A 20,091-nucleotide genomic window follows, 5' to 3' on the forward strand; every position below is an offset into this window, starting at 1 on the left:
CCAGGATGCGTTGACACGCTGCACGTTAGTTGTTCCCTAATCGTTTCACAGGTTCCGGAACCTTTCACACCCATCAGCCCCGCCCGCCCCGGCGGTGTGGACAACGGGCGGCAAGCCCCGTCGCGCCTCGAAAGGATTCTGCGATGCCCCGTGCCACCACCACGAATCCATTTCATGCGCTGCGTTTCGAAGACGACCTGCCGACGCTGCACGAGGTCGAACGGCGCCTGAAAACATTCCTGCGCGGCCTCCGCAGGCAACGCCAGGCGGCGCAGACCGGTGACGATGAAGGCGCCCGCGACAAGATGGACCAGTTCTTCGACTATCTGAATGAGGCCGAGCGGCGGAAGATCCGGCGTCGCGCGCACTGCTACGTGCAACGGCTGGGCGCCCTGTCTGGTCTGTCTCGCCTCAGCGAGGAGAACCGCGCGAAGCTGACGCCCATTCGTGGCGGACTGCCGGTCACCCGCATCACCACCGAACAAGAGGCGGACGAGATCGCGACCGCCTTGCATGCTGAGATGCCCTGGATGGCGCCCGCCACCGAAGCCGTCTGGCACGGGTTGCGGGCCTCGACACGCGAGGGCCTGCCGGGTGTCCGCTTCGCCCCGCTGATCCTGAACGGCCCGCCTGGTATCGGCAAGAGCTTCTGGGCCCCGGCGACTGGCCCACCATCTGGAGGTCCCTGCGACCAATATTGATGCAACGGGCAAGCCGGCGTCCTTCGCGCTCACCGGATCCCAGCGCGGCTGGGGCAGCGCCCATGCGGGCAAACTGGTCAACACGGTCCTGAACAACCGGCATGGCGGGCCGCTGGTCATCATCGACGAGATCGAAAAGGCCGACGAGGTCCACTCCAACAAAGGCACGCGGCACACGCTGACTGACGCCCTGCTGCCGCTGCGGGAGCGGATGACGGCGGCGACCTGGGAATGCCCGTTCTTCCAGGTCAAGATGGACATGTCCTGGGTCAACTGGGTGATGACGGCGAACAGCCGGCAGGGCCTGCCAGAACCGTTTCAGAGCCGCTGCGTTGTGCTGGACCTGCCGGACCTGACCACGGGGCAGTTAAGGGACTTCGCCATAAACGAAGCCGCGCGGCGGGGACTCTGGCTGAACCCTCTCGGGACATTGCTGCGCAATGCCCTGCCGGGCAGCAGACGGGTCGTGCGTTCGGCTTCGGTCAGAGCGGCCCAACCACGTCTGGTCCTATGATTACGTCCAAGATCGAACCGCCGATGGGCGGGCCTACCGTACCCTGAACATCATCGACGAATACACCAGTGAGGCGCTGATGATCCGCGTTGATCGCAAGCTCAACTCGACCGACGTGCTGGATGCGCTGACGGACCTTTTCATTCTGCGGGGACCGCCGGAATACATCAGGTCCGACAACGGCCCCGAGTTCATTGCGCAGAAGGTGCAGGACTGGATCGCGGCCGTCGGCGCCAAAACGGCCTACATCGAGCCGGGGTCACCTTGGGAAAACGGCTTCTGCGAAAGCTTCATCGCACGGTTCCGCGATGAACTGCTCAACGGCGAGCTATTCTATAGCCTAAAGGAAGCCAGATTCCTGATCGAGCAATGGCGTGTCCACTACAATACCGTCAGGACACAGTGCACTGGGCTACCGTCCGCCCGCGTCAGAATGCATCGTGCCGGTGGACCAGAGGCCGACGATGAACTAACAATCAGACCGGACCACCCGACGGGGGCACGCCAGGTGCCTTACTTAGACAAGCCACAACACAAGGCAACATGCGATTGATCCGAGGGACAGGCTTCCAACAACCAATTGCAAGTGGAAGCGAGATGCCGGTTGGGCGCTGTGCGCTTCCAATCGGGAATACACGCGGCGGGCGTTCATCCACGCTCCCCAATAGATCAGCAGCGAGATCAACCCAAAAAGAGTGGCTGCGGCTTTCGCCAACCACTCGGGCTCGACGGCGGAAAATACGGCCTTGAGGCCAAGGGCGATGGCCACGCATGCCATCCCGGTTCTCATCCAACCCGCAAACGTGCGCTCATTGGCCAAAATGGTGCGGTCTTCGGCCCAGTCGGTCCGCTCTTCGGCCAAGTTTTGGCTTTTCGTGTTTTTATCAGACATTGCCACCCTTTGGACTGGTCACCAGATCAGAATGTGCAGGCTAGCCTATTTTTCGGCAAGCCTGCACAAGACCTTAAGCGCGCGCAGTTGGATCTCGAAATGCCAAACGCGCCCGGACACCGCGTCAGCTTGATTTGGAGATCGCCCGCAGCATCCAAGCTGCCTGCTCGTGAAATGCCGAACGTTCGGTCGCCAGATCTTCAGTCACGACGTCTTTGCGGCTGCCTGCAAGCTCGGTCAAGGCGTGCAGGCGGTGCGCCACCCGCTCGTGATCAGCAGCCAGATCTTCGATCATGTCGGCGGCGGTCAGGTCCCCTTCGCGGTCCTTGATGACCGAGAAATCCAGGATGTCGGACATGCGCGAGGGTGCCAGATGACCCAGCGCGCGGATGCGTTCCGCGATCTCATCAGCAGCGGCGAACATGTTTTCGTACTGTTCTTCGGTCAGCTTGTGGATCGAATAGAACAGCGGGCCTTCCACGTTCCAGTGATACGCATGTGTCTTGAAGGTCAGCCGGTAGGTGTCGGCCAGAACATCAGCCAGACCCTTGGCCAAGGGCGCGGTGTCGCGCACGCCAGTGGAAACGGGGTTTTCGTTCGGGACAACGTTCAATGCGTCGGTCATGACAACTCCTTTTTTCTACTGGGGAAGAAACGCCCAAAGCCTGGCGTTGTTCCACTTTCGACGAAAAAAATCAGGTGACAGTGGGCATTCCGCCATCAGCCGAATAGTCGACCGACACCCGCAGCAAAGTCGGAACGGCGACGTCGGCAGCCGCCTGCAGCGCAGGAGCAAGTTTGCTGTGGCTTTCGATGTCGTGATAGACCCAGCCAAAGGATCGGGCCAGTGACTCCCAATCGGGGTTGCCGAAGGAAAACTCGCGCGCACCTGGTTGTTTTTCGTCGATCAGACCATAGCCGTTGTCTTCCCAGACCAGAACAGTCACGGGCACGCACAACCGGGCCGCCGTCTCCATCTCCTGAACGTTCATCAGGAAGTCCCCATCACCGCAAACGGCGATTACCCGACCCTCGTCCAACAGGCGGGCAGCCTCGATCGCTCCGGGCAGCGCAAGGCCCATACCGGCCAGGCCGTTCGGAATGATGATTTGCCCTGCCCGGCGCGCTTGAACCTTGCTGGCGACCCAAAGTTTGTGCAAGCCCACACCAGACAACAGAACGTCGCCTTCGCGAAGCGTTTCGGAAATCGCCTGACAAATGTCCGACGGCGCGACACAGGCGGCATCGGAAGCTGTTGCTCCACCTTCCAGCGAGGCGTCAATCCTCCGCTGGAGACTTTTGAACCAGCTTTGCGCGGGGCGTTCGGCGGTGGCCTTCGCCAGAACGTCAATGCAGTGCGGAAGATCCCCAGTCAGAGCGGCCTTTACCGGCCAGTCCACATCAACCGCCGAGGCCACGTCCGAGATCTCGAGAACCGGCTTCTTACCGCCCATCGAGATGTTCGAGGTTGGATATTCAACCGGGTCAAACCCGATGGCAATGATCAGATCGCACAGGTCGAAGGCTTCAGACACCAATTCTTTGCCCGGTTGACCGACCGAATGCAGCGAGAGCGGGTGCCCCGGCGGCAAAACTCCTTTGGCCATGAATGTCGTGACGACCGGGGCGGAAAGGCTTTCTGAAAGTGCCCGCACGTCGCTTGCCGTGCCGGATCGGATCACCCCGTGTCCTGCAAGAATCAAGGGCTTTTTCGCCTCGGCCAGCAGGCGCGCTGCACGGATGACCGCATCGGCCGCCGGCCGCACCTCGGCTGTCGGCGGCGCCACGAAAGGTTCGGCCAGAATCGGGACCTCGGCCAGATCCTCGGGCAGGGAAAGATGGACGGCACCGGGCTTGTCGAGCTTGCTCAACCGCACGGCCTCGGCAACGACTTGGGGAATTTCATCCGCGACCATCAGCGTTCGGCTCAACTTGGTGACTGGCGCGAAGAGTGCTTCGAGATCGATGATCTGATGGCTTTCGCGGCCCAGCCTGGACCGCGCACCCTGTCCCGTGAGGGCGATAAGCGGCACATGGTCAAGCGTGGCGTCAGCCACACCGGTGACAAGGTTGGTCGCCCCAGGTCCAAGTGTCGAGAGGCATACCGCCGGGTTCCCCGTCAAACGCCCGTGAACCGATGCCATGAACGCCGCCGATTGCTCGTGCCGGCACAGGACGAAGTCGATGCTCGACTTGTCGATTGCGGCGATCAGATCGGTTGTTTCCTCACCCGGAACACCGAATGCACAGGCCACGCCGTTGGCTTCCAGGCAGGCAACCAGCAATTCGGCGGCGGTTTGGGTATGGACGGCATCTTTCATAGGGCTTTGAACCTCGGGGTACTGTTTCAGGGAATGGGGATGCGCGGGGGCTCACCCACGGATCAGCCGCAAGATCAGCGAACCGATGAACAGGACCAGAAAGATCACGAAAAGGATCTGCGCAATACCGGCCGAGGCCGACGCGATGCCGCCAAACCCGAAGATGCCAGCAACGATAGCAAGTGCGAAAAAGATCAGCGCCCAGGACAACATGGGATTTCCTTTCATTTCTGTGGCTACTGACGGGTTAACGCTTGGAACCCCAGATTGGTTCCGGGTCATTTTGGTGGAACCTTTGACGAGCGCCCGCGTTGGGTCGATGAAAGGAGATCTGACATGACACAGAAAACGGCGAAAAAGGCCCCTCAGGACACTCCGCATGTGGAGATGGCGGCGCGGATCGAAGAAGTGGCCAAGGAGGCCAAATCAGCGTTGGAAGATGGCGTAACCGCAACGCGTGACACGTTGAAGACGGCGCGCGACGAGGCGCAAAAGCAGCTGACACTGACATCCGAGAAAAGTGCCGCATTCGTGCGCGAGAACCCGGGTCTGGCTATGGTCGGAGCGTTGGGCGTGGGTGTCCTGCTGGGCCTCGCGTTTCGCAAGGCGGACCGCGGTTAGAACACGCGATACTTCGCGACCGATATGGGCATCGAGTACGTATTGCCGGCCATGCTCGGCTTGGGTTTGGCCGGTCTACTGATCTGGTTCTTCATCAGGAATCGCTGACAGCGCTATTCGTCACTGCCACGCCAACCAACCCGCCATCCCAAAGGCCCAAAGCGCCTCAGCCGCGCTTTGGGTCTTCTTCTATTTCGGGTTTGATCTGGGCGTAGGCCAGCATCGTGAAGACAGCGGTTCCTCCGATGATGTTGCCGGCCAGAACGGGCAGGAAAAAGCTGAAAACGGCTGCGCCTGGTGGCAACTGCCCCTGAAGCATCAGAACCGCCATTTCCACCGATCCGGCAACGACGTGGGTAAAGTCACCGGCCGCAATCATCCAAGTGAAGATTACGATGACCAGCACCTCGTTGTTCTGTGCCGAAGGCAGCATCCAAACGATCGCCGCAATCAGGATCCCCGCCGGTATTCCGCGCAGAAAGCCAACCCAGGCGCCCATGCCGGTGGCGTGGTGGCTCAGGTCGTTGATGACCGCGACGAGTTGGGGCGACAACGCCGGCGTATGGATCAGGAAGGCAGATATCGCAAACGCCCCCAGCACATTGGAACCCAGAACGATTGCCCACAGCCTGGCGGTTTTGGTGAAGCACGCGACGGACGGATTTATCATGGCTGGAACGACGGTCGTTATCGTGTTCTCTGTGAACAATTGCATCCGCCCCAAAATGACCAGGACAAAGCCGAGGGAATAGCCCAGGTTCTCGACCAGGAAGCGCCCGCTGGTTTCGGGCAGATGTGCCCGCAAAATCGCTTCACCCAGCACCGAAAAGCTGATCAGCACTCCAGCGGCAATCCCGGACCAGAACAACGCTTTGGTCGGGCGGTCCAGTTCCTCCTCGCCGTTTTGGCGGATGGTCTCGAAAATCAGGCGCGGAGACAGGCCGGACGCTTCTTCGACCGCTTCGCGCTCGCTCTCTTTCTCGACAAGATCTTTTCGCGGCGCGTTGTGTGTATTGGACATTTTGACCCCTTGTATCGACCTTCAAACCCAACGTTCTGCCGGTCGTTTTTGTTCCATTAGGCGCAAAAATCCTCAAGCCTCGTGCGAGAGCTGGGATCACACCCAGATCTTTGTCGGGAACTTTTGGCCACCTATCGCGTTGTGTCCTTGTAGGAACAACGACAAGTAACTCGAAAGGAACTTCGGTATGGTGGAAGTGTATGGCATTGGCGGTCTGATCGTCCTGGTTTTGTCGATCTGGGCCATTATCTCGATCATCGGCTCGTCTGCGACGACCGGTGCAAAAATCCTGTGGGTCCTTTTCGTTCTGTTGCTTCCGGTCGTCGGCTTCATCTGCTGGCTGATCTTTGGCCCGAAGGCAGCGCGCAGCGCGATCTGATCAGCGCGGAGATTGTCGGTACAAAAAAGCGCGGCATCGGCCGCGCTTTTTTTGGTTCAAGGATCTGGGGGGCACAATGCACCCTTCGCCGTCTCACCCAGGATCAGAACCGATCTTCAAGCCGTTCCCACTAAAATCAATGGCTGCGATCTTGCGGGCAAGATCTGCGGCAGTAAAAGGCCGTATCAGTGCCGCACATTCAAATTGCGCTTGCACCTCGGGGGACGGGTCCAACAGCAACAGCGCACTGCCGCGCTCGGCCAACAGCCGCGCGACGGCGTCAAATGACGTCTCACTTCTGCGATAGCTCAGAACGCTCAAGGCCGGGGCGAATTTGGGCTCCTGCCAGAAATGCCTGCCCGCGTGCAGCTCGCGGATATGGACAATGCGATCGGTTGGAACTCCGGGGATGGCGTCACTGATGTCCGCTGCTTCGATAAAGTTTTCCGTAACAATCAAAACATCTGCTACGCTGCGGGAAGAGGCTTCCATAAATACCATCCTGAAATCTGTTCGATGCCACCCTAGGGCAATCCCACAGCGCCGCAATAAACTATGACACAGCAACGAAAAAATTCTCTAATCGCATGTGCGGACTGTCCGCTGAGGCAGATGGACGTCTTCCTGCCGTTCTCGGAAGACGACCTGCGATTCATGCAGAGGTTCAAAACCGGCGAGATGCAGGCCGAACCCGGAACGCAACTGTTCATCGAGGGTGCGAAATCCGCGCATCTGTTCACGGTTCTGAGCGGGATGGGCGTTCGTTATAAAACGCTGGAAAATGGTCGCAGGCAGGTCATAGGCTTTGTGCTTCCAGGCGATCTCGTCGGGCTGCAGGCTGGGGTCATGGGCGAGATGCGGCACTCCGTCGAAGCGACAACCGCGATGCGGCTGTGCGTGTTCAATCGCTCGCGGCTGTTCGAATTATATCAGAACCAGCCTGATCGCGCCTTTGACCTGACATTCCTGGCCGCCGTCGAAGAGCATTTTCTGGGCGACGCCCTGACAACCGTTGGCCAGCGCGGCGCGATCGAGAAGATCGCGTGGAGCCTGCACCGGTTTTACACACGGTCGCAGGCCGTCGGATTGGCAAAAGGCTTGCGGTGTCCGCTGCCCTACCGGCAGCAGGATCTTGCGGATGCGTTGGGCTTGTCTCTGGTTCACACGAACAAGACCCTGCGCCGACTGAAGGATCTCGGCTTGGCCGAGTGGTCCAACAATGTGCTGCAGATTAACGACCTTGAGGGTCTGGCCGAGCTTGGCTTGGTCGAAATCACCGAAGCCGTTCCGCGCCCGCTGATCTAAACGTGGCGGATGGACAGGAATTGAAAAACCGCCGACCGAAAAATCGGCCGGCGGCTTGATCACGAGTTTTGCGACTGAAGAGCCGGTTTACGACCCTTCGTAGGCCGGCATATCCTTCAGCATCTCCTTGTCGGCATGAACGAAGGCATAGGTGGTGTCACCATCGATTTCACGCATCAGCGACACGCGCGAGAAATCGATCAGAACATCCTTTTCCCCCAAGCCGAGGAACCCGCCGACGCCAATCACGGCCCCATCAACCGATCCGTCCATGTCGACGACAACCTCTTCGATCTCACCGATCCACTCTTGCGAGACGTCATAGACGCGCATGCCGGTCAGATCTTTGGCCGGGATGGTGCCTTGGGCAACGGGGACATAGCCCGTGATGTCGATGGAGGTTGGATCAACTGCATCGGCCATCTGTCCGGCTTTTTCGCTGATGTACTCACCAGTTGCTTCGGCTGCCTGGTCGACGTCTTCCGCCGTGTTCCGGGCGGCGTTCTTGATGTCCTGCGCGGTATTGGACAGCGCATCACCGGCTGCCTCGGCTGCCTCTTCCAGGTTCTTGCCGACTTCTTCGACATTCGAGCTTTCTGCATAGGCCGATGCCGACATCACCAGAACGATCGAAGTTGTGGTCAGAAAACGTTTCATAGCTCACTCCTTTGGTCTGTTCTGACCGCATTTCCCGCGGTCTTGTTGAACAAACGAATGACGCCGCGACTTGTTCCCAGAAAAGTGCAAAAATATTTGTTTTAAAAAGAAAAAAACCGCGCAACTGCGCGGTTTGACAAGCCGTGGTCAGACCTTCAGACCGGGTGCAGCGGATCGGAAGATGTGGACAGAACCATGTAGTGTTCGTCGTCGGGAATATTGCGTAACTCAGCGAACGGAAAACTCAGGATATCTGGTCGCCCGTCGATCAAGAGAAACCGCAGAACCTTGGTGTCAGGGTCGAACTCAATATCCTTTAATTTGCCCAACTCACCAGTAGCGTCAAACACGGGGTTGCCCCGCAACTTCGTAAACCATCGGAAGTTGCTACCAGGTGGCGTGGGTTGCGGGCGTTGGCGGAGAGCGTCATTCAGGACCGCCCCCATCACAACCGGCGCAATCGCGTTGCCGAACGGCCCTACGACCAGGGGCGGCAGGCCTTTGATGTCCACTGCAAGGGGATCTTCGTCTTCTTTGCGCTGGCGAAGGTGATGCAATTGCTGATGGGAAAACGCGCACTCTATCACGCTTGCACCAAGTTCGAGCGTATCGGCGGTGAAAGCCACCGGGTCATTCCCTCCGGCCACGCTCAAATTGACCAAGACGTACTCCAACTCGGTCTGCCCAGCGCTAATAGCGATATCGGAAACGCGACCAATCGCGTGGTCGGTCCCAGCTGGGACAACGGGCTTATTGATGAGGTCAGACAGTTTCATAGCGGTGGTGATTACCTTTGGGGTCTATCTTGGGAGTGCGTGGGGCGCCACCGATTTGACGCCACCCCACACAATATGGGCATCCACCTTTGGGCTACATGTCCTTGATCAGGCGATCCACGATTTCCCGAACGTCTTCTTTCGAATCTCCGTATTTCTTTTGGATGATGCCTTCCAGTTGCTCGCGATCGCCGCGGGCTTGCTCGATCTCATCATCGGTCAAATCGCCGAAACGCTCGATCAGCTTGCCTTTGAATTCGGTCCAGCGTCCAAGAATTTGGTCCCAGTTCATCGTAAATTCCTTTCGATTGCTTCGTCGCTGCCAGTGAAACGCACCAAACTCGAACTGGTTCCGGGCACCGGCGATATTTCTGCGTTGGCCCGAAAAATGGGGGTTCGGGCAGATACCGAACTGTGTCTTCAGTGGTGTTCGAACTGGTCTTGGGAACAATCTCGCCTTCCATGCGTTGGGGGACCGAGACCTCAACACAGGAGATCGAACCATGCCACGTCGAACCGAGACCACGGAGAAAGCGAAAGCCCATGCCCAGGATCTGGCCGGCAAGGTCAAGGACACCGTGACCGCCGAGGCCTCGGCCCGGGCCGAATCACTGAAGGACAGCGCAGCGCAGGAGGTTGAGAGCGCCGCTCATGCAGCCGACGCCGCTGCCGATGCATTTCCCGACCAATCGGTGCAGCATCAGGTCTTGTCGAGGATTGCGGACAACATGGAAGCTGTGGCTGGGCAAGTCCGCTCTGCCGACTTGTCCAGTATGAGCCGAAAGGTGTCTGATTTCGCCCGCGAAAACCCGCTGTTGTTCGTCGGATCGGCTGCCTTGGCCGGGTTTGCTGCAGCCCGTTTCCTGAGCGCGCGCAATACGGGCGCGGCCCAGTCCGCATCTTTTGGGGCAGATCCTTGGGATATTGATCCGTCGCTGCTGCATGGGACCTCGGTCGATACGTCGGGCCACACCAGCGCGCTGGCGCGGATGAATGGTGGCCGCGATGCATAACCCCAACGATCTGCGATCTGCACCGGGGCTTGTGGCAAACGCGCTCAAACATCTGTCGGGTTTGCTTCAGGCTGAGGTAAAGCTTGCCAAGGAGGAGTTGTCCCGAAACCTGACGCGAGCGGGCTTAGGGCTGGCCTGCATTGGCATTGCTCTGATCCTGTTGATGATCGCGCTGAACCTCATGGCCACAGCCCTGGTCGCGTATGTCGCCGCCAATGGACTGTCGGTGGGTATGGCCTCGTTGCTCGTTGGCGCGGGTTTCGTTCTGGTTGCTGCGTGCCTGGCGTTTTTTGGCCGGTCCCGCCTGTCCGCCACCGCGCTGGTCCCCGAGCAAACCATGAAAAACCTGCAGCGCGACATCGAAGCGATGAAGGAGTCGACCCATGTCTGACCTGACACCTCTTGAAACGCAGATCGCATACGAACGCAGCGCTCTTGCACGCTCGCTGAATGCTCTGTCGGATACGCTGGCACCGCCACGCCTGGCAGACGAGGCGAAATCGACGCTCGAAGCCTTTGGCGGGCAGATCGGTGCGCAACTCTGGTCCGCGGCTCAAAAAAATCCGGCCGCCTTTGCTCTGCTCGGTGCAGGAGCAGCCCTTTTGGTTGCGGGTCCCGGGTCTGGCGCAAAAAGAACTCAATCCCCGCCCCAGGCCGTACCTCCGCAGCAGGCCTTCGACGGGTTTGACCGGCGTGTCGCCGACGCTGACAGCCGCATGAAACAGGAGATGACAGGAATGACTGAAAACAGCCAATCTGCCAGCGTGTTGTCCGCCGCCTTGGAACGTGGTCTGGACAAGCTCTCACCCCAAGCCCGTGCCCGTGTGATCGAAGCGCGCAAGGCCGCAATCGGTGCGCAGCAAGCGGTCGAGAAGCGTGCGCGGAAGGCGGCGAAGGCCTCGCAGACCTTCGTCCATGATCAGCCGCTGGCGGCCGGCGCATTGGCGCTGGGCGTAGGTATTCTGGCTGGCGCTCTGCTGCCCAACACTCGCAAAGAGGACGAGCTGCTGGGCCATCGGCGCGATCAGCTGATGCGTCACGCCCAAAAGGTTTTGAACGAAGAACTGGACAAGCTGCATGCCGCGGCCAATGTACGGCTGGATGACGCGGCAGATCGGGCCTCTGGCGCTTTGCGCAGTCAGTGAAGCGCGCCCATGCCAACTGCTTTCAGCTCTCCATCGGCCTTGCGTGCAATGCTGGCGATCCTGACCGGGATCGCCAGCATCACCGCTTTGTACCTGACCCGGTCCATCGTCGCTCCGATCACATTCGCTTTGGTTTTGGGGGTCGTGGTCGCCCCGCTTGCCGACAAGCTTGAGAAGGTCGGTTGCCCGCGTGTGATATCCGCCTCGGCACTGCTGTTCGTGACCAGCACCGTCATCGTCGCGGGGTTCCTTCTGCTTGAACCGTTGCTGTCCACGCTGGTCGAACAGTTGCCCGCCATCAAACGCGAGTTGCGCTCTTGGGTCGCCGCGATGTCCGAGTTCATTCGGGGCATCGAAACGCTTGGACGCGAGATCGAGGAAACCGTCGGCGCCGATGGGGCAGCGGAAACGGAGTCCGCCCTTCCGTCAGTGATGGATGCCTTGTGGCTGGCGCCCAATTTCGGATCAAAGATCCTGATTTTCATCGGCACGCTGTTCTTTTTCGTTTTGACCCGGCCCGAGCTCTATGCCGCAGCCGGTCCCCTGAAAGAGCGGCTGTATCTGGCTGACCGCGCGGTCTATCGCTATTTCGCTGCCGTGACGTTGGTCAATATCGGCCTTGGGACTGTTACGGCTGTGGCCTTGGGGCTGATCGGCATCAATGACGCCGTAATCTGGGGGGTGGCCGCCGGCCTTCTGAATTTTGTGCTGTATCTCGGCCCGCTGATGATCCTGACCGGCCTTCTGATCGCCGGTTTAACCCAGTTCGGTGGAGCCGCGGCCCTGTTGCCTCCCCTGGTTTTCCTGGCGATCAATCTTTCTGAAGCACAATTCGTAACACCCGCCTTCGTTGGCCAACGTCTGCAGGTGAATCCGCTGGTCGTGTTCATCGCCATCATCTTTGGGCTTTGGCTTTGGGGGCCGGTCGGCGCCATCGTCGCGCTGCCGATCTTGCTGTGGTTCGGCGTGTTGATGAACCCCAAGGTCATGAGCCCGATCACAACCAGCTAGACGATGTTTTCAGTTACCCCGGGCAGCGGTTGCCGCATGTCGCGCGCAACGTCGGCGTCATGCGGGACGAGGAAGCCGCTGCGCGCTTCGGGGCGCCGCACACCGTTGGCCTGAACCTCTCGCCCCCACCACGCGAACATGGCATCGGGCTCGATCTGTTTGCTCAGATCATCCGAGAACCACCAATGGTCCACCAAGGCTTGTCGCAGAACCGCCACCCGCTGCCGGTCGGTGACCCGAAGGGCGACTTCTGTGTCCCACCGCAAAGACCGTCCGTTCAGGTTGGCGGACCCGACCAAGGCATGATTGTCATCCACCACCAGAACTTTGTTGTGAACGTGAATTATCGGAGACCCGCTCAGAACCTCGGCGCGGTCATCGGCCCCGCTTGCGGAAATCGGCTGGACCGGGGTCGAAAGCGATACACGGTCTTGGAACCCCTGCTGGATGATCTCCAGGCATTTGGCTTGAAGGTCCAACCCGAATTGCGCGTCCAGTCCGTCATGCCCGCCAAAGGCCACTTCCTCGGGTAAAGCTGGCAGAACAAGCACCAGTTTCAGGTCCTGCTTGTTAAGGCCCGCCTCAGCCAGAGCCTCGGCCAATCGAGTCGATCTGAAATACTGGGTCTCGATGTGCAGAAGTTGCCGCGCGGCTTGAAAGGCGGCTATGTGCTCATCCTCGATCTCATGCGCGATGGTCTTTGGCGACAGCCGCCAGAACGCAAACCGGCGCGGGCTGGACAGGGTGCGGCGCAGGTGGGTTGCCTGAGGGTCCGGTTGTCCGGTTGCGATTTCATGTTCGAACCGGTCGATATGGCGCGCGGCCTCGGCGGCCTCGGGTCCGCGGACAAGCAACTGAACGTCTGACCAGGTGTTTTTGGCCAGACGATCGTGATCCGGTGTGTCAAAGCGCCTTTCGTTCAAGTCCAATCCGCCGAGGTAGCAGATCTCATTGTCGATCACGGCGACTTTCTGATGGTGCGACACGGTGTGAAGCCGGGGTAACGTGTCCGACCCCAGCCGTACTGCCTGCCGTTCGCGTCGTTCGCGGGACAGCTTCTGAATCCGCTGCGCCTTTTTCCGAAGAACCGCCGGCAACAGCGCGGCCCACGGCAATGCGCCAGCCTGCGCCGGGTGCATGGACACGCGAACGGTCAAGTGCGAGGCGATTTCTGGACCCAGGATTTCCGCCAGCGCAACCGCCTGCCGTTTCGTGCGCCAGCTCAGCTCGTGCAACTCGGTCGCGAAGATCGGATCGAAGTCGCTGATGACCAAATGAAACGTTACACCCTTGCGAATGACATGCTCGATCAGGTCAAACCAGGTTTCCCCAATCTGGCGCGCCTCGTCGCTGCGCAGCCGTGTCATGAAATCGAATATCCGAAAACTTGCCTTGATCTGGTGCCGGGCCTCAAGAACCGCTTTTTCCAAGGCGGGCCAGGCTTGCTCGGCCGTGATCAGGACCTCAAAGTCATTCTGCTGCGGCACGGGCATTACCGCCTCTCTCATCCGCAATGGACTGTGGTTCGCTATCCGCTTCTACTTCGGAGATTTCGAACGTCACCTCATACACATAATGCGATGACGTCTCGGTTATGTCTTCGGAACCGTCCAATTGGCGGAGGAAGGCCTGCATCAGCCGCTGACCGATCCCGCCGCTATGGAACATATCCGCACCGTCGTCTGTCTGCCCGCGCGTGTTGGAGATTTTCAGGTGCAGGGTGTTCTCCTCGGGTCGGGTCAATTCCACCGAAATTGTCGGCGGTCCGTTCTGCGGAACGCCTACGTATTTGACCGCGTTCGTCAGTGCCTCGGCCACCAGCATCGACAGCGTGACTGCCTGATCCTGCCCCAGTTCGACAGGCGCGATCCGGCAGTCAACCTCGACCACCTGACCCAGAATTGGCGGTCGATGCGTCAGTTCGGCGACCAAATGTCCGATCAGTGCCTCGGTGTTGATCGTCGTCATCTGCGAGTTCTGGTTCAAGCTCTGGTGCACCATGGCCAGGCCGCGAACCCGACGCTGCAACTGTTCCAGCAAGCGCCGGGCCTCGGTGGTTTCGGCCTTGCGCAAATGCATGTTCATGATCGAAGCGATCAGTTGAAGATTGTTTTTGACGCGATGGTGTACCTCGCGCAACAAGAGCGTTTTTTCGACAAGGTCGCGTTCGTGCTGCGCCTCAGCCTCGCGGATCAACAAGACCATGCGGTTGAATGCAGTCTGTATTTGCTGAAACTCCTGCGGGGCGCCTGCGAGGCTTTCAATCGGGTCGCGCTCGCCCAACGCGAAACGACGCACGGCCGAACGCAAGCTGTCGAGATGCCGGATCACCAATCGATGCAGGCCCCACAAGGCAACTCCCAGACCGGTCACCCACATCAGGATCGGAAAAGCAATGGTCAGGGCAGTGCTGCCTGCACCGACAGAGGCCAGCGCCGCCTCGCGTGGCCAACTGCCAATCACGGCGACTTCGCCCGGAATGATGCTGGCAACTGCAAAAACCCGATCCTCTCCGTCGGCCGTTTTAGCCGAAAATGTTTTGCCGGAACTGGACAGAACCAACAGGTTTTCTTTCGCGGGCGGTAGGAATGGTTTGACCTCATCCAAGCCCACATTTGATGACAGCACTTCTCCGGTCGCGTCGAACAGGGCGATGACCACGTCACTACCAATGTTGCCAACATCCATGGGCGTGCGCGCCAGCGCATGAGGTATCGAGATGGAAACGAACCCCATAAGCTCGGTCCTGTTCATGACCGGCTGGGTTACGATGATCACTGATTGCCCTGTCGCCGCCCCGGCACGACTGACAGAAAAAGTAAGCTGCGGATTTTCCGAGATCTGCCCGAAACCGGGCGCGTCCGACAAATCGATGTCCTTCTCGACGGTCGAGCAGGCCATAATCCCATTTGGCTGGATGAATCCGGCAAATACGAACTCGGGCTGGCGTTCAACGAACCGGCGCATGAGGTCCGAACAAGCGGCATTGTCCAGGCTTCCCTCCCCAAGCGCGGCTGTAAGTCCCGAACTGGCACCAACAGCTTTCTGCAGAAGCTCCCGTTCGCGGGTGGCAGCTTCGATCGTGCGCGCCAAAACCGAGGCCCGAGATCTTTCGTCGGCCTCGGTAATCACAGCGCGTGTCTGCAATACCGCAATCAGCCCCAAAGGCAAAAGCGCCAGGGTGACCAGCGCGGCAAGATAGACGGTCAGGCTGCGCGGTTTCGCACCCATCGATCGTCAGGCCGCCGGTTGCGTCTGAACGATCGCCGCCGTCACCGCATCAGTCAATTCGATGGGTTCGTCATCTTCCAAACCCATCAGTTCGGCCAGTTGCGCGCGGGCCCGGTTCACCCGGCTTTTGATCGTTCCAAGGGCGACGCCACACATCTCGGCAGCTTCCTCATAGGAAAACCCTTGTGCACCGACCAGCACCAACGCTTCCCGCTGTTCATCCGTCAGTTGGTCAAATGCAACCGCAAAATCCTTCAACGCCAGCCGTCCGTCATGGTCGGGCTTTTGCGACAGGCTCTCGGCCATGGCGCCATCCACATCCTCGACTTCGCGCTTGCGCTTGCGGTGCAACGAAAAATAGGTGTTCCGGACGATGGTGAACAACCACGCCCGCATGTTGGTGCCTTCCTGGAACGAGTCGATATTGCTCCATGCCTTGATCAATGCGTCCTGCACGATGTCATCGGCAGTGGCGCCGTTTCGGCACAGGCTGATCGCAAAGGCACGCATCGCACCAATATGTTCGACAAGCTCTTCTCGCGGATCAACCATCCGAGCCTCCCGTGTCACCGCTTTTGGGAACACTGGTCTGATTGCGAAGTTTTTCAAGAAGATCGACGAATCGATCCGGAACCGGTTCGTTGGCTACCTCATCGAAAGCCCGCTTGAGGTTCTCGTCGATCCTTTGCTCTATTTCTTGCCGATGGCTTCGGCTTGGCTGTGGTTTTGTCATGGCATCATCAAAAATTTTTACTTTTGCTGGAACCATAACGCCCCAGTATGCGTTTGGTTCCCGAGTTTAGAGAAAAAAATGAGGAAAACATAGATGACCGAGCTGACCGGAGTTTCCGTCGCAGATAAAATTGGCCCGCTCTTGCCGTTTCTGCGCCGTTATGCCCGTGCCCTCACCGGCTCACAGGACAGTGGCGACGCCTACGCCGCTGCATCGCTTGAAGCGATCCTTGCAGATCCCGCCCAGTTCGATGCCGATCTCGCGCCGCGGGTCGCGCTGTTTCGTGTTTTTCACGGTATTTGGTCAACGTCGGGAATGCCCGTTGACGCCGATGGCGGCAGTTCTGACATTCAATCGCGCGCTCACGCCCAGTTGGCACGCCTGACGCCCAATACGCGCGAGGCCTTGCTGCTGCGCACGGTCGAAGAGTTCTCGGTCAGCGATATCGCCGCAATCATGCAGATAGAACCCGCCGAGGCTCAGAAGCTGATCGATATCGCCTACGAGGAAATGGCCCGCCACACTTCTGGGCGCATTTTGATCATCGAAGACGAAGCAATCATCGCGATGGATCTTGAAACGATGGTGACCGACCTAGGCCACCGGGTCACAGGGGTCGCACGCACCGAGACGGCCGCCATTGACTTGGCCGAGCGCGAGCCGTTCGACCTGATCCTGTCGGACATTCAACTGGCGGACAAGTCCAGCGGAATCGATGCCGTGAACCGCATCATTGCCCAGCACGGCGATTGCCCCGTCATTTTCATCACCGCCTTCCCCGAGCGCCTACTGACGGGCAAAGGGCCCGAACCGGCCTTTTTGATTTCCAAACCCTACACCGAAGAACAGGTCAAATCGGCCGTCAGCCAGGCCATGTTCTTTGCCTCTAGCGCCGTGATCGAGGTCTGACGCGGCAGGACCGCGCTGCAAGAAAAAAACTCAGGCGATGAAACACGAGGAACATCATGGAAAACGAGATTGCACAGACCGCAGAGACCGTGACGAACACCGTTTGGGCCAAACTGTCACAAGTTCTGAATACCGAGCTGTATGACGGGAAATCGCTGAGCGACCTGCTGACGCTCGAGGCCCTTCTTGGCCTCGTCGCGAACGCGATCGCGGCGCTGATTCTATTGGTTCTTGGGATTGTGATTTCAAGATATGTCGGCCGGAAGATCCGGGGCGTCGGTGAAAACTCGGAACGTCTGGACGACACGCTTTTCAACTTTCTTGGCAATCTGGCGCGCTATACGATCCTGGCGTTTACGGGGCTGTTCATTCTGAACACGTTTGGGGTGCAGACGACGTCGATCATCGCGCTGATCGGTGCCGCGGGATTGGCCATTGGTCTTGCCCTGCAAGGCACATTGTCCAACGTTGCAGCCGGCGTGATGATCATCCTGTTCCGACCGCTCAAGATCGGCGATTTCGTTGACGTGAATGGCGTGCTCGGAACCGTAAAAGATATCACCCTGAACTACACCGAAATTGCGGATATGGGGAACGTCAAGGTTATCGTTCCCAACGCCGAGGTGTGGGGAAACACCATCAAGAACTATTCCGTCTACGAGACCCGTCGTGCCGAGTGGACGTTCGGCGTTGGATACGGCGTCAACTTGGCGGAGGCCGAGCGCGTCATTCGCGAGACGATCATGTCGGACGCCCGTTCGCTGGCTGATCCCGAACCGTTCATCCAGGTGAACAATCTTGGCAGCAGCAGCGTCGATTTTCTTGTCCGCGTGTGGTGCAAGTCTTCGGACTACTTCCAATACCAGGCGGACATGAAGCGCAAAGTCAAAGAGGCGCTGGACGAAGCCGATATCAATATTCCGTTCCCAACCCGCACGCTGCTGATCGAAGACGTCGAGAGACGGCAAGAGAAGGCGATCGCGGCAGAATAACCTTGACTGTTGAACCTGGGGTCTGAAGCCAGAGCTCATCGGACAGATGTAGCGTTTTGAGCAATTGAGATGCGGTCATCGGCTGGGACGCTGCAATGATTGCAGCGACTTAAACAACAAAATGGGATGGCCATGAACTTACTATGTGAGACTGGATGTATCTGGTGAAAAAACTGCTACTTGCGTGATCGACGAGACCAGGGTCGTTGAGAAGGAACTCTCGTCGCAAAGCCTGTCAATGAGCATTCAATACTGACCGGGTTTTGGAGTGCGCCCCTTTTTGCTCCGAGACTGAAACAGGCCGCTACAGTCATATCCGATTTCCTGGAAAGTTGAGAGGCAGAGCCTGCAGTAGAGCCGCAATGTGGCTTGCTGCAGGCAATCAAACGGACCGTTTTGCAACTTTTTTGCGCAACGACCGCCAAGTGCCGGATACTCCGCTAAATCGCTGCTTTGGCTGTCCTTGGCAGCATGCGCAGCGAATGGCAGCGAGAATCACAGGTTCTTGGGTCGTGCAGCGAGCGGCGATTTGGGTCTGGCCCAGTTGTGTTTCAACGCCAACACGTCACGACAGCCGATAGAAAGACCGTGAGACATCGGTCTTGTCGGGTTTCAACGCGCTGCCAGTCTTTTTGTCTGCCGAACGTTTTCGCGCGGCACGGATCGCCGCATATCGGATTTCACACGCGACTTGCGCTTTTTGCGGCCCGGGATACAGGCGCATATCCCGTTGCCTATCAACGCGCCTGTAAATCAGAGACAGGCAAATCCTTTGACTGAATTGTCCAGCGCAATTTTGGGGATTGCCGCCAATTGGTCACTGCACCGAATGGAAGGTGAGGCCGTCGCCTAGCCGGAGCCCAAAATCGCTTCAATCTTTGACAGGGTTGCGGAGTTCACTGCGACACCCGCTTCGCTTGACGAAAGCCGGCTCTTGCGGCGGCCATCACCGGGCAGATGCGCGCCGTCCTGAGCTCTGATCGACTCAACCAGAGTTGCCATGGCATTTGAAAACAAACCTGCAGAGGACGCCACGGGATCAATCGCAATGAAGAACTGCCCTGTCTTCGGGGGGCCACCGGCCGTTCCGGAAAAAGGCGATGCGTTCAACCCAAGTGTCGATCCGGTAAGGGCAGCGGCCATGACTTCGGTCAGCAAAGCAACACCCACGCCCTTGTAGCCGCCCGAGGGGGCCATGCTGCCTTTCAAACCAACGTCAGGGTCGGTTGTCGGGTTGCCGTCAGCGTCCAGCGCCCATCCGACAGGAATGGCCTTGCCTTCTCTTGCATGCTTCATCACTTCGCTTTTGGCGATGGTGCTGGCGCTTTGATCTATCAGCAGCGCGGGTTGACCATCCGTACCCGGTGCAGCGATCGAGAACGGATTGGTCCCAACAACAGGTTTCGATCCGCCCGAGGGTGCGATGGATGCTGGCGCATTGGTGAACCCCAATCCGACCAGCCCTGCCTGGGCCAGCCGATACGTGTGATAGCCCAGCACACCGCAATTGTAGCTGTTTGTAATCGCCAATGCGGCGATGCCCTGTTCCCGTGCCGCAGGGATCAGCGCCTCGAAACCCAGATCAATGGCCGAATGTGCAAACCCGGTTTTGGCATCGACGCGGATGAGGCCCGGACGCGGGGTTTCAAGGGCCGGTTTTGCGTGACCGTCCACCTTGCCGCATTGAACATGCTCGCAATAGATCGGGATATACGCCAGCCCATGGCTGGCCACGCCGTCCGCCTCGGTCGCGGCTGTGGCAACAGCCAGAGGGCGTGCGTTTTCTTCGCTTGTGCCGGCGGCAACCAGCGCATTGAATGACAGCTCTTCGATTTCGGCAAGCGAGAGGGTTCTGGTTTCGGTCATCGGG

General features: G+C 58.9%; 25 protein-coding genes and 2 pseudogenes. 12 read left to right on the plus strand and 15 right to left on the minus strand.

Annotated elements, in window-relative coordinates; translation table 11 throughout:
• Nucleotides 1-143 precede the first annotated feature (143 nt).
• The 3 genes and pseudogenes from ACR0I0_RS13065 to ACR0I0_RS13075 form a co-directional block, all read left to right on the plus strand.
• Nucleotides 144-701 (plus strand): hypothetical protein, encoded by a 558-nt coding sequence (locus ACR0I0_RS13065; RefSeq protein ID WP_480491745.1) that lies wholly within the window; start codon nucleotides 144-146, stop codon nucleotides 699-701.
• Between the two features lie 211 nt (nucleotides 702-912).
• Nucleotides 913-1,215 carry a hypothetical protein gene (locus ACR0I0_RS13070; RefSeq protein WP_480491747.1) on the plus strand — a complete coding sequence of 101 codons (303 nt, stop codon included), beginning with the start codon at nucleotides 913-915 and terminating at the stop codon, nucleotides 1,213-1,215.
• Nucleotides 1,160-1,688, plus strand: a pseudogene (locus ACR0I0_RS13075) (integrase core domain-containing protein); the annotation flags it as partial. The gene ACR0I0_RS13070 and the pseudogene ACR0I0_RS13075, both read left to right, overlap by 56 nt.
• Nucleotides 1,689-1,732: 44 nt before the next feature.
• Here ACR0I0_RS13075 and ACR0I0_RS13080 read toward each other — a convergent pair.
• The 4 genes from ACR0I0_RS13080 to ACR0I0_RS13095 all read right to left on the minus strand — a co-directional run bounded on the left by ACR0I0_RS13080 (nucleotide 1,733) and on the right by ACR0I0_RS13095 (nucleotide 4,641).
• Nucleotides 1,733-2,107 (minus strand): YidH family protein, encoded by a 375-nt coding sequence (locus ACR0I0_RS13080; RefSeq protein ID WP_171635494.1) that lies wholly within the window; start codon nucleotides 2,105-2,107, stop codon nucleotides 1,733-1,735.
• Between the two features lie 124 nt (nucleotides 2,108-2,231).
• The gene (locus ACR0I0_RS13085) at nucleotides 2,232-2,732 is read right to left on the minus strand and encodes a Dps family protein (RefSeq protein WP_171635495.1); all 501 of its coding nucleotides are present in this window, start codon (nucleotides 2,730-2,732) and stop codon (nucleotides 2,232-2,234) included.
• Nucleotides 2,733-2,802: 70 nt separating this feature from the next.
• A complete protein-coding gene (locus tag ACR0I0_RS13090) occupies nucleotides 2,803-4,428 on the minus strand; it encodes an acetolactate synthase large subunit (protein WP_480491749.1) in 1,626 nt (541 codons plus the stop codon).
• Nucleotides 4,429-4,479: 51 nt separating this feature from the next.
• Nucleotides 4,480-4,641, minus strand: a complete 162-nt coding sequence (locus ACR0I0_RS13095; RefSeq protein WP_093961673.1) for a DUF1328 domain-containing protein — start codon at nucleotides 4,639-4,641, stop codon at nucleotides 4,480-4,482.
• 123 nt (nucleotides 4,642-4,764) lie between these two features.
• On the opposite strand from ACR0I0_RS13095, the gene ACR0I0_RS13100 reads away from it, so the two are divergent.
• A complete protein-coding gene (locus ACR0I0_RS13100) occupies nucleotides 4,765-5,049 on the plus strand; it encodes a hypothetical protein (protein ID WP_480491751.1) in 285 nt (94 codons plus the stop codon).
• 166 nt (nucleotides 5,050-5,215) lie between these two features.
• On the opposite strand, the gene ACR0I0_RS13105 is transcribed toward ACR0I0_RS13100, so the two are convergent.
• A complete protein-coding gene (locus ACR0I0_RS13105) occupies nucleotides 5,216-6,070 on the minus strand; it encodes a formate/nitrite transporter family protein (protein WP_480491753.1) in 855 nt (284 codons plus the stop codon).
• A gap of 187 nt (nucleotides 6,071-6,257) precedes the next feature.
• On the opposite strand from ACR0I0_RS13105, the gene ACR0I0_RS13110 reads away from it, so the two are divergent.
• Entirely contained in the window at nucleotides 6,258-6,449 is a 192-nt protein-coding gene (locus ACR0I0_RS13110) for a PLDc N-terminal domain-containing protein (RefSeq protein ID WP_171172676.1), read from the plus strand.
• A 93-nt stretch (nucleotides 6,450-6,542) separates the two neighbouring features.
• Here ACR0I0_RS13110 and ACR0I0_RS13115 read toward each other — a convergent pair whose 3' ends face one another.
• The gene (locus tag ACR0I0_RS13115) at nucleotides 6,543-6,941 is read right to left on the minus strand and encodes a hypothetical protein (RefSeq protein WP_171724069.1); all 399 of its coding nucleotides are present in this window, start codon (nucleotides 6,939-6,941) and stop codon (nucleotides 6,543-6,545) included.
• A gap of 63 nt (nucleotides 6,942-7,004) precedes the next feature.
• On the opposite strand from ACR0I0_RS13115, the gene ACR0I0_RS13120 reads away from it, so the two are divergent.
• Nucleotides 7,005-7,754 carry a Crp/Fnr family transcriptional regulator gene (locus tag ACR0I0_RS13120; protein WP_171635504.1) on the plus strand — a complete coding sequence of 250 codons (750 nt, stop codon included), beginning with the start codon at nucleotides 7,005-7,007 and terminating at the stop codon, nucleotides 7,752-7,754.
• 87 nt (nucleotides 7,755-7,841) lie between these two features.
• Here ACR0I0_RS13120 and ACR0I0_RS13125 read toward each other — a convergent pair whose 3' ends face one another.
• From ACR0I0_RS13125 to ACR0I0_RS13135, 3 genes are all read right to left on the minus strand, one after another.
• The gene (locus ACR0I0_RS13125; protein ID WP_480491755.1) at nucleotides 7,842-8,411 is read right to left on the minus strand and encodes a PRC-barrel domain-containing protein; all 570 of its coding nucleotides are present in this window, start codon (nucleotides 8,409-8,411) and stop codon (nucleotides 7,842-7,844) included.
• Between the two features lie 155 nt (nucleotides 8,412-8,566).
• On the minus strand, nucleotides 8,567-9,187 hold the full coding sequence (locus tag ACR0I0_RS13130; RefSeq protein ID WP_171635508.1) for a PRC-barrel domain-containing protein: 621 nt from the start codon (nucleotides 9,185-9,187) through the stop codon (nucleotides 8,567-8,569).
• A gap of 94 nt (nucleotides 9,188-9,281) precedes the next feature.
• Nucleotides 9,282-9,479: a CsbD family protein gene (locus ACR0I0_RS13135; RefSeq protein WP_171116905.1), complete on the minus strand. Its 198-nt coding sequence runs from the start codon at nucleotides 9,477-9,479 to the stop codon at nucleotides 9,282-9,284.
• A 211-nt stretch (nucleotides 9,480-9,690) separates the two neighbouring features.
• Between ACR0I0_RS13135 and ACR0I0_RS13140 the strand changes: the two genes are divergently transcribed.
• The 4 genes from ACR0I0_RS13140 to ACR0I0_RS13155 are packed head-to-tail and all read left to right on the plus strand — an operon-like array spanning nucleotide 9,691 to nucleotide 12,356.
• Complete coding sequence (locus ACR0I0_RS13140) at nucleotides 9,691-10,200, plus strand: hypothetical protein (RefSeq protein ID WP_480491757.1); 510 nt, start codon at nucleotides 9,691-9,693, stop codon at nucleotides 10,198-10,200.
• The gene (locus ACR0I0_RS13145; RefSeq protein WP_480491759.1) at nucleotides 10,193-10,591 is read left to right on the plus strand and encodes a phage holin family protein; all 399 of its coding nucleotides are present in this window, start codon (nucleotides 10,193-10,195) and stop codon (nucleotides 10,589-10,591) included. The genes ACR0I0_RS13140 and ACR0I0_RS13145 overlap by 8 nt, the downstream gene beginning before the upstream one ends.
• The gene (locus ACR0I0_RS13150; protein ID WP_480491761.1) at nucleotides 10,584-11,345 is read left to right on the plus strand and encodes a DUF3618 domain-containing protein; all 762 of its coding nucleotides are present in this window, start codon (nucleotides 10,584-10,586) and stop codon (nucleotides 11,343-11,345) included. The genes ACR0I0_RS13145 and ACR0I0_RS13150 overlap by 8 nt, the downstream gene beginning before the upstream one ends.
• A 9-nt stretch (nucleotides 11,346-11,354) precedes the next feature.
• The gene (locus ACR0I0_RS13155) at nucleotides 11,355-12,356 is read left to right on the plus strand and encodes an AI-2E family transporter (protein WP_480491762.1); all 1,002 of its coding nucleotides are present in this window, start codon (nucleotides 11,355-11,357) and stop codon (nucleotides 12,354-12,356) included.
• Here the strand turns inward: ACR0I0_RS13155 and ACR0I0_RS13160 are convergent.
• Genes ACR0I0_RS13160 through ACR0I0_RS13175 form a run of 4 tightly spaced genes read right to left on the minus strand, consistent with a single transcriptional unit; the run spans nucleotide 12,353 to nucleotide 16,356 of the window.
• Nucleotides 12,353-13,849 (minus strand): phospholipase D family protein, encoded by a 1,497-nt coding sequence (locus tag ACR0I0_RS13160; protein WP_480491764.1) that lies wholly within the window; start codon nucleotides 13,847-13,849, stop codon nucleotides 12,353-12,355. The genes ACR0I0_RS13155 and ACR0I0_RS13160 overlap by 4 nt on opposite strands.
• Nucleotides 13,827-15,587: a sensor histidine kinase gene (locus ACR0I0_RS13165; RefSeq protein WP_480491766.1), complete on the minus strand. Its 1,761-nt coding sequence runs from the start codon at nucleotides 15,585-15,587 to the stop codon at nucleotides 13,827-13,829. The genes ACR0I0_RS13160 and ACR0I0_RS13165 overlap by 23 nt, the downstream gene beginning before the upstream one ends.
• Nucleotides 15,588-15,593: 6 nt before the next feature.
• A complete protein-coding gene (locus ACR0I0_RS13170) occupies nucleotides 15,594-16,139 on the minus strand; it encodes an RNA polymerase sigma factor (protein ID WP_171635524.1) in 546 nt (181 codons plus the stop codon).
• The gene (locus tag ACR0I0_RS13175; protein ID WP_245218085.1) at nucleotides 16,132-16,356 is read right to left on the minus strand and encodes a NepR family anti-sigma factor; all 225 of its coding nucleotides are present in this window, start codon (nucleotides 16,354-16,356) and stop codon (nucleotides 16,132-16,134) included. Before ACR0I0_RS13175 ends, ACR0I0_RS13170 begins: the two co-directional genes overlap by 8 nt.
• Before the next feature lie 57 nt (nucleotides 16,357-16,413).
• Between ACR0I0_RS13175 and ACR0I0_RS13180 the strand changes: the two genes are divergently transcribed.
• Together ACR0I0_RS13180 and ACR0I0_RS13185 are read left to right on the plus strand one after the other, a co-directional pair.
• Nucleotides 16,414-17,229, plus strand: a complete 816-nt coding sequence (locus ACR0I0_RS13180; protein WP_171635526.1) for a response regulator — start codon at nucleotides 16,414-16,416, stop codon at nucleotides 17,227-17,229.
• A 56-nt stretch (nucleotides 17,230-17,285) separates the two neighbouring features.
• A complete protein-coding gene (locus ACR0I0_RS13185; RefSeq protein ID WP_171635528.1) occupies nucleotides 17,286-18,221 on the plus strand; it encodes a mechanosensitive ion channel family protein in 936 nt (311 codons plus the stop codon).
• Between the two features lie 551 nt (nucleotides 18,222-18,772).
• Here the strand turns inward: ACR0I0_RS13185 and ACR0I0_RS13190 are convergent.
• Nucleotides 18,773-18,974, minus strand: a pseudogene (locus ACR0I0_RS13190) (IS5/IS1182 family transposase); the annotation flags it as partial.
• 96 nt (nucleotides 18,975-19,070) lie between these two features.
• Nucleotides 19,071-20,087: an Ldh family oxidoreductase gene (locus ACR0I0_RS13195; protein ID WP_480491768.1), complete on the minus strand. Its 1,017-nt coding sequence runs from the start codon at nucleotides 20,085-20,087 to the stop codon at nucleotides 19,071-19,073.
• Nucleotides 20,088-20,091: the final 4 nt, after the last annotated feature.

It is taken from the genome of Ruegeria sp. AG6 (assembly GCF_056541565.1).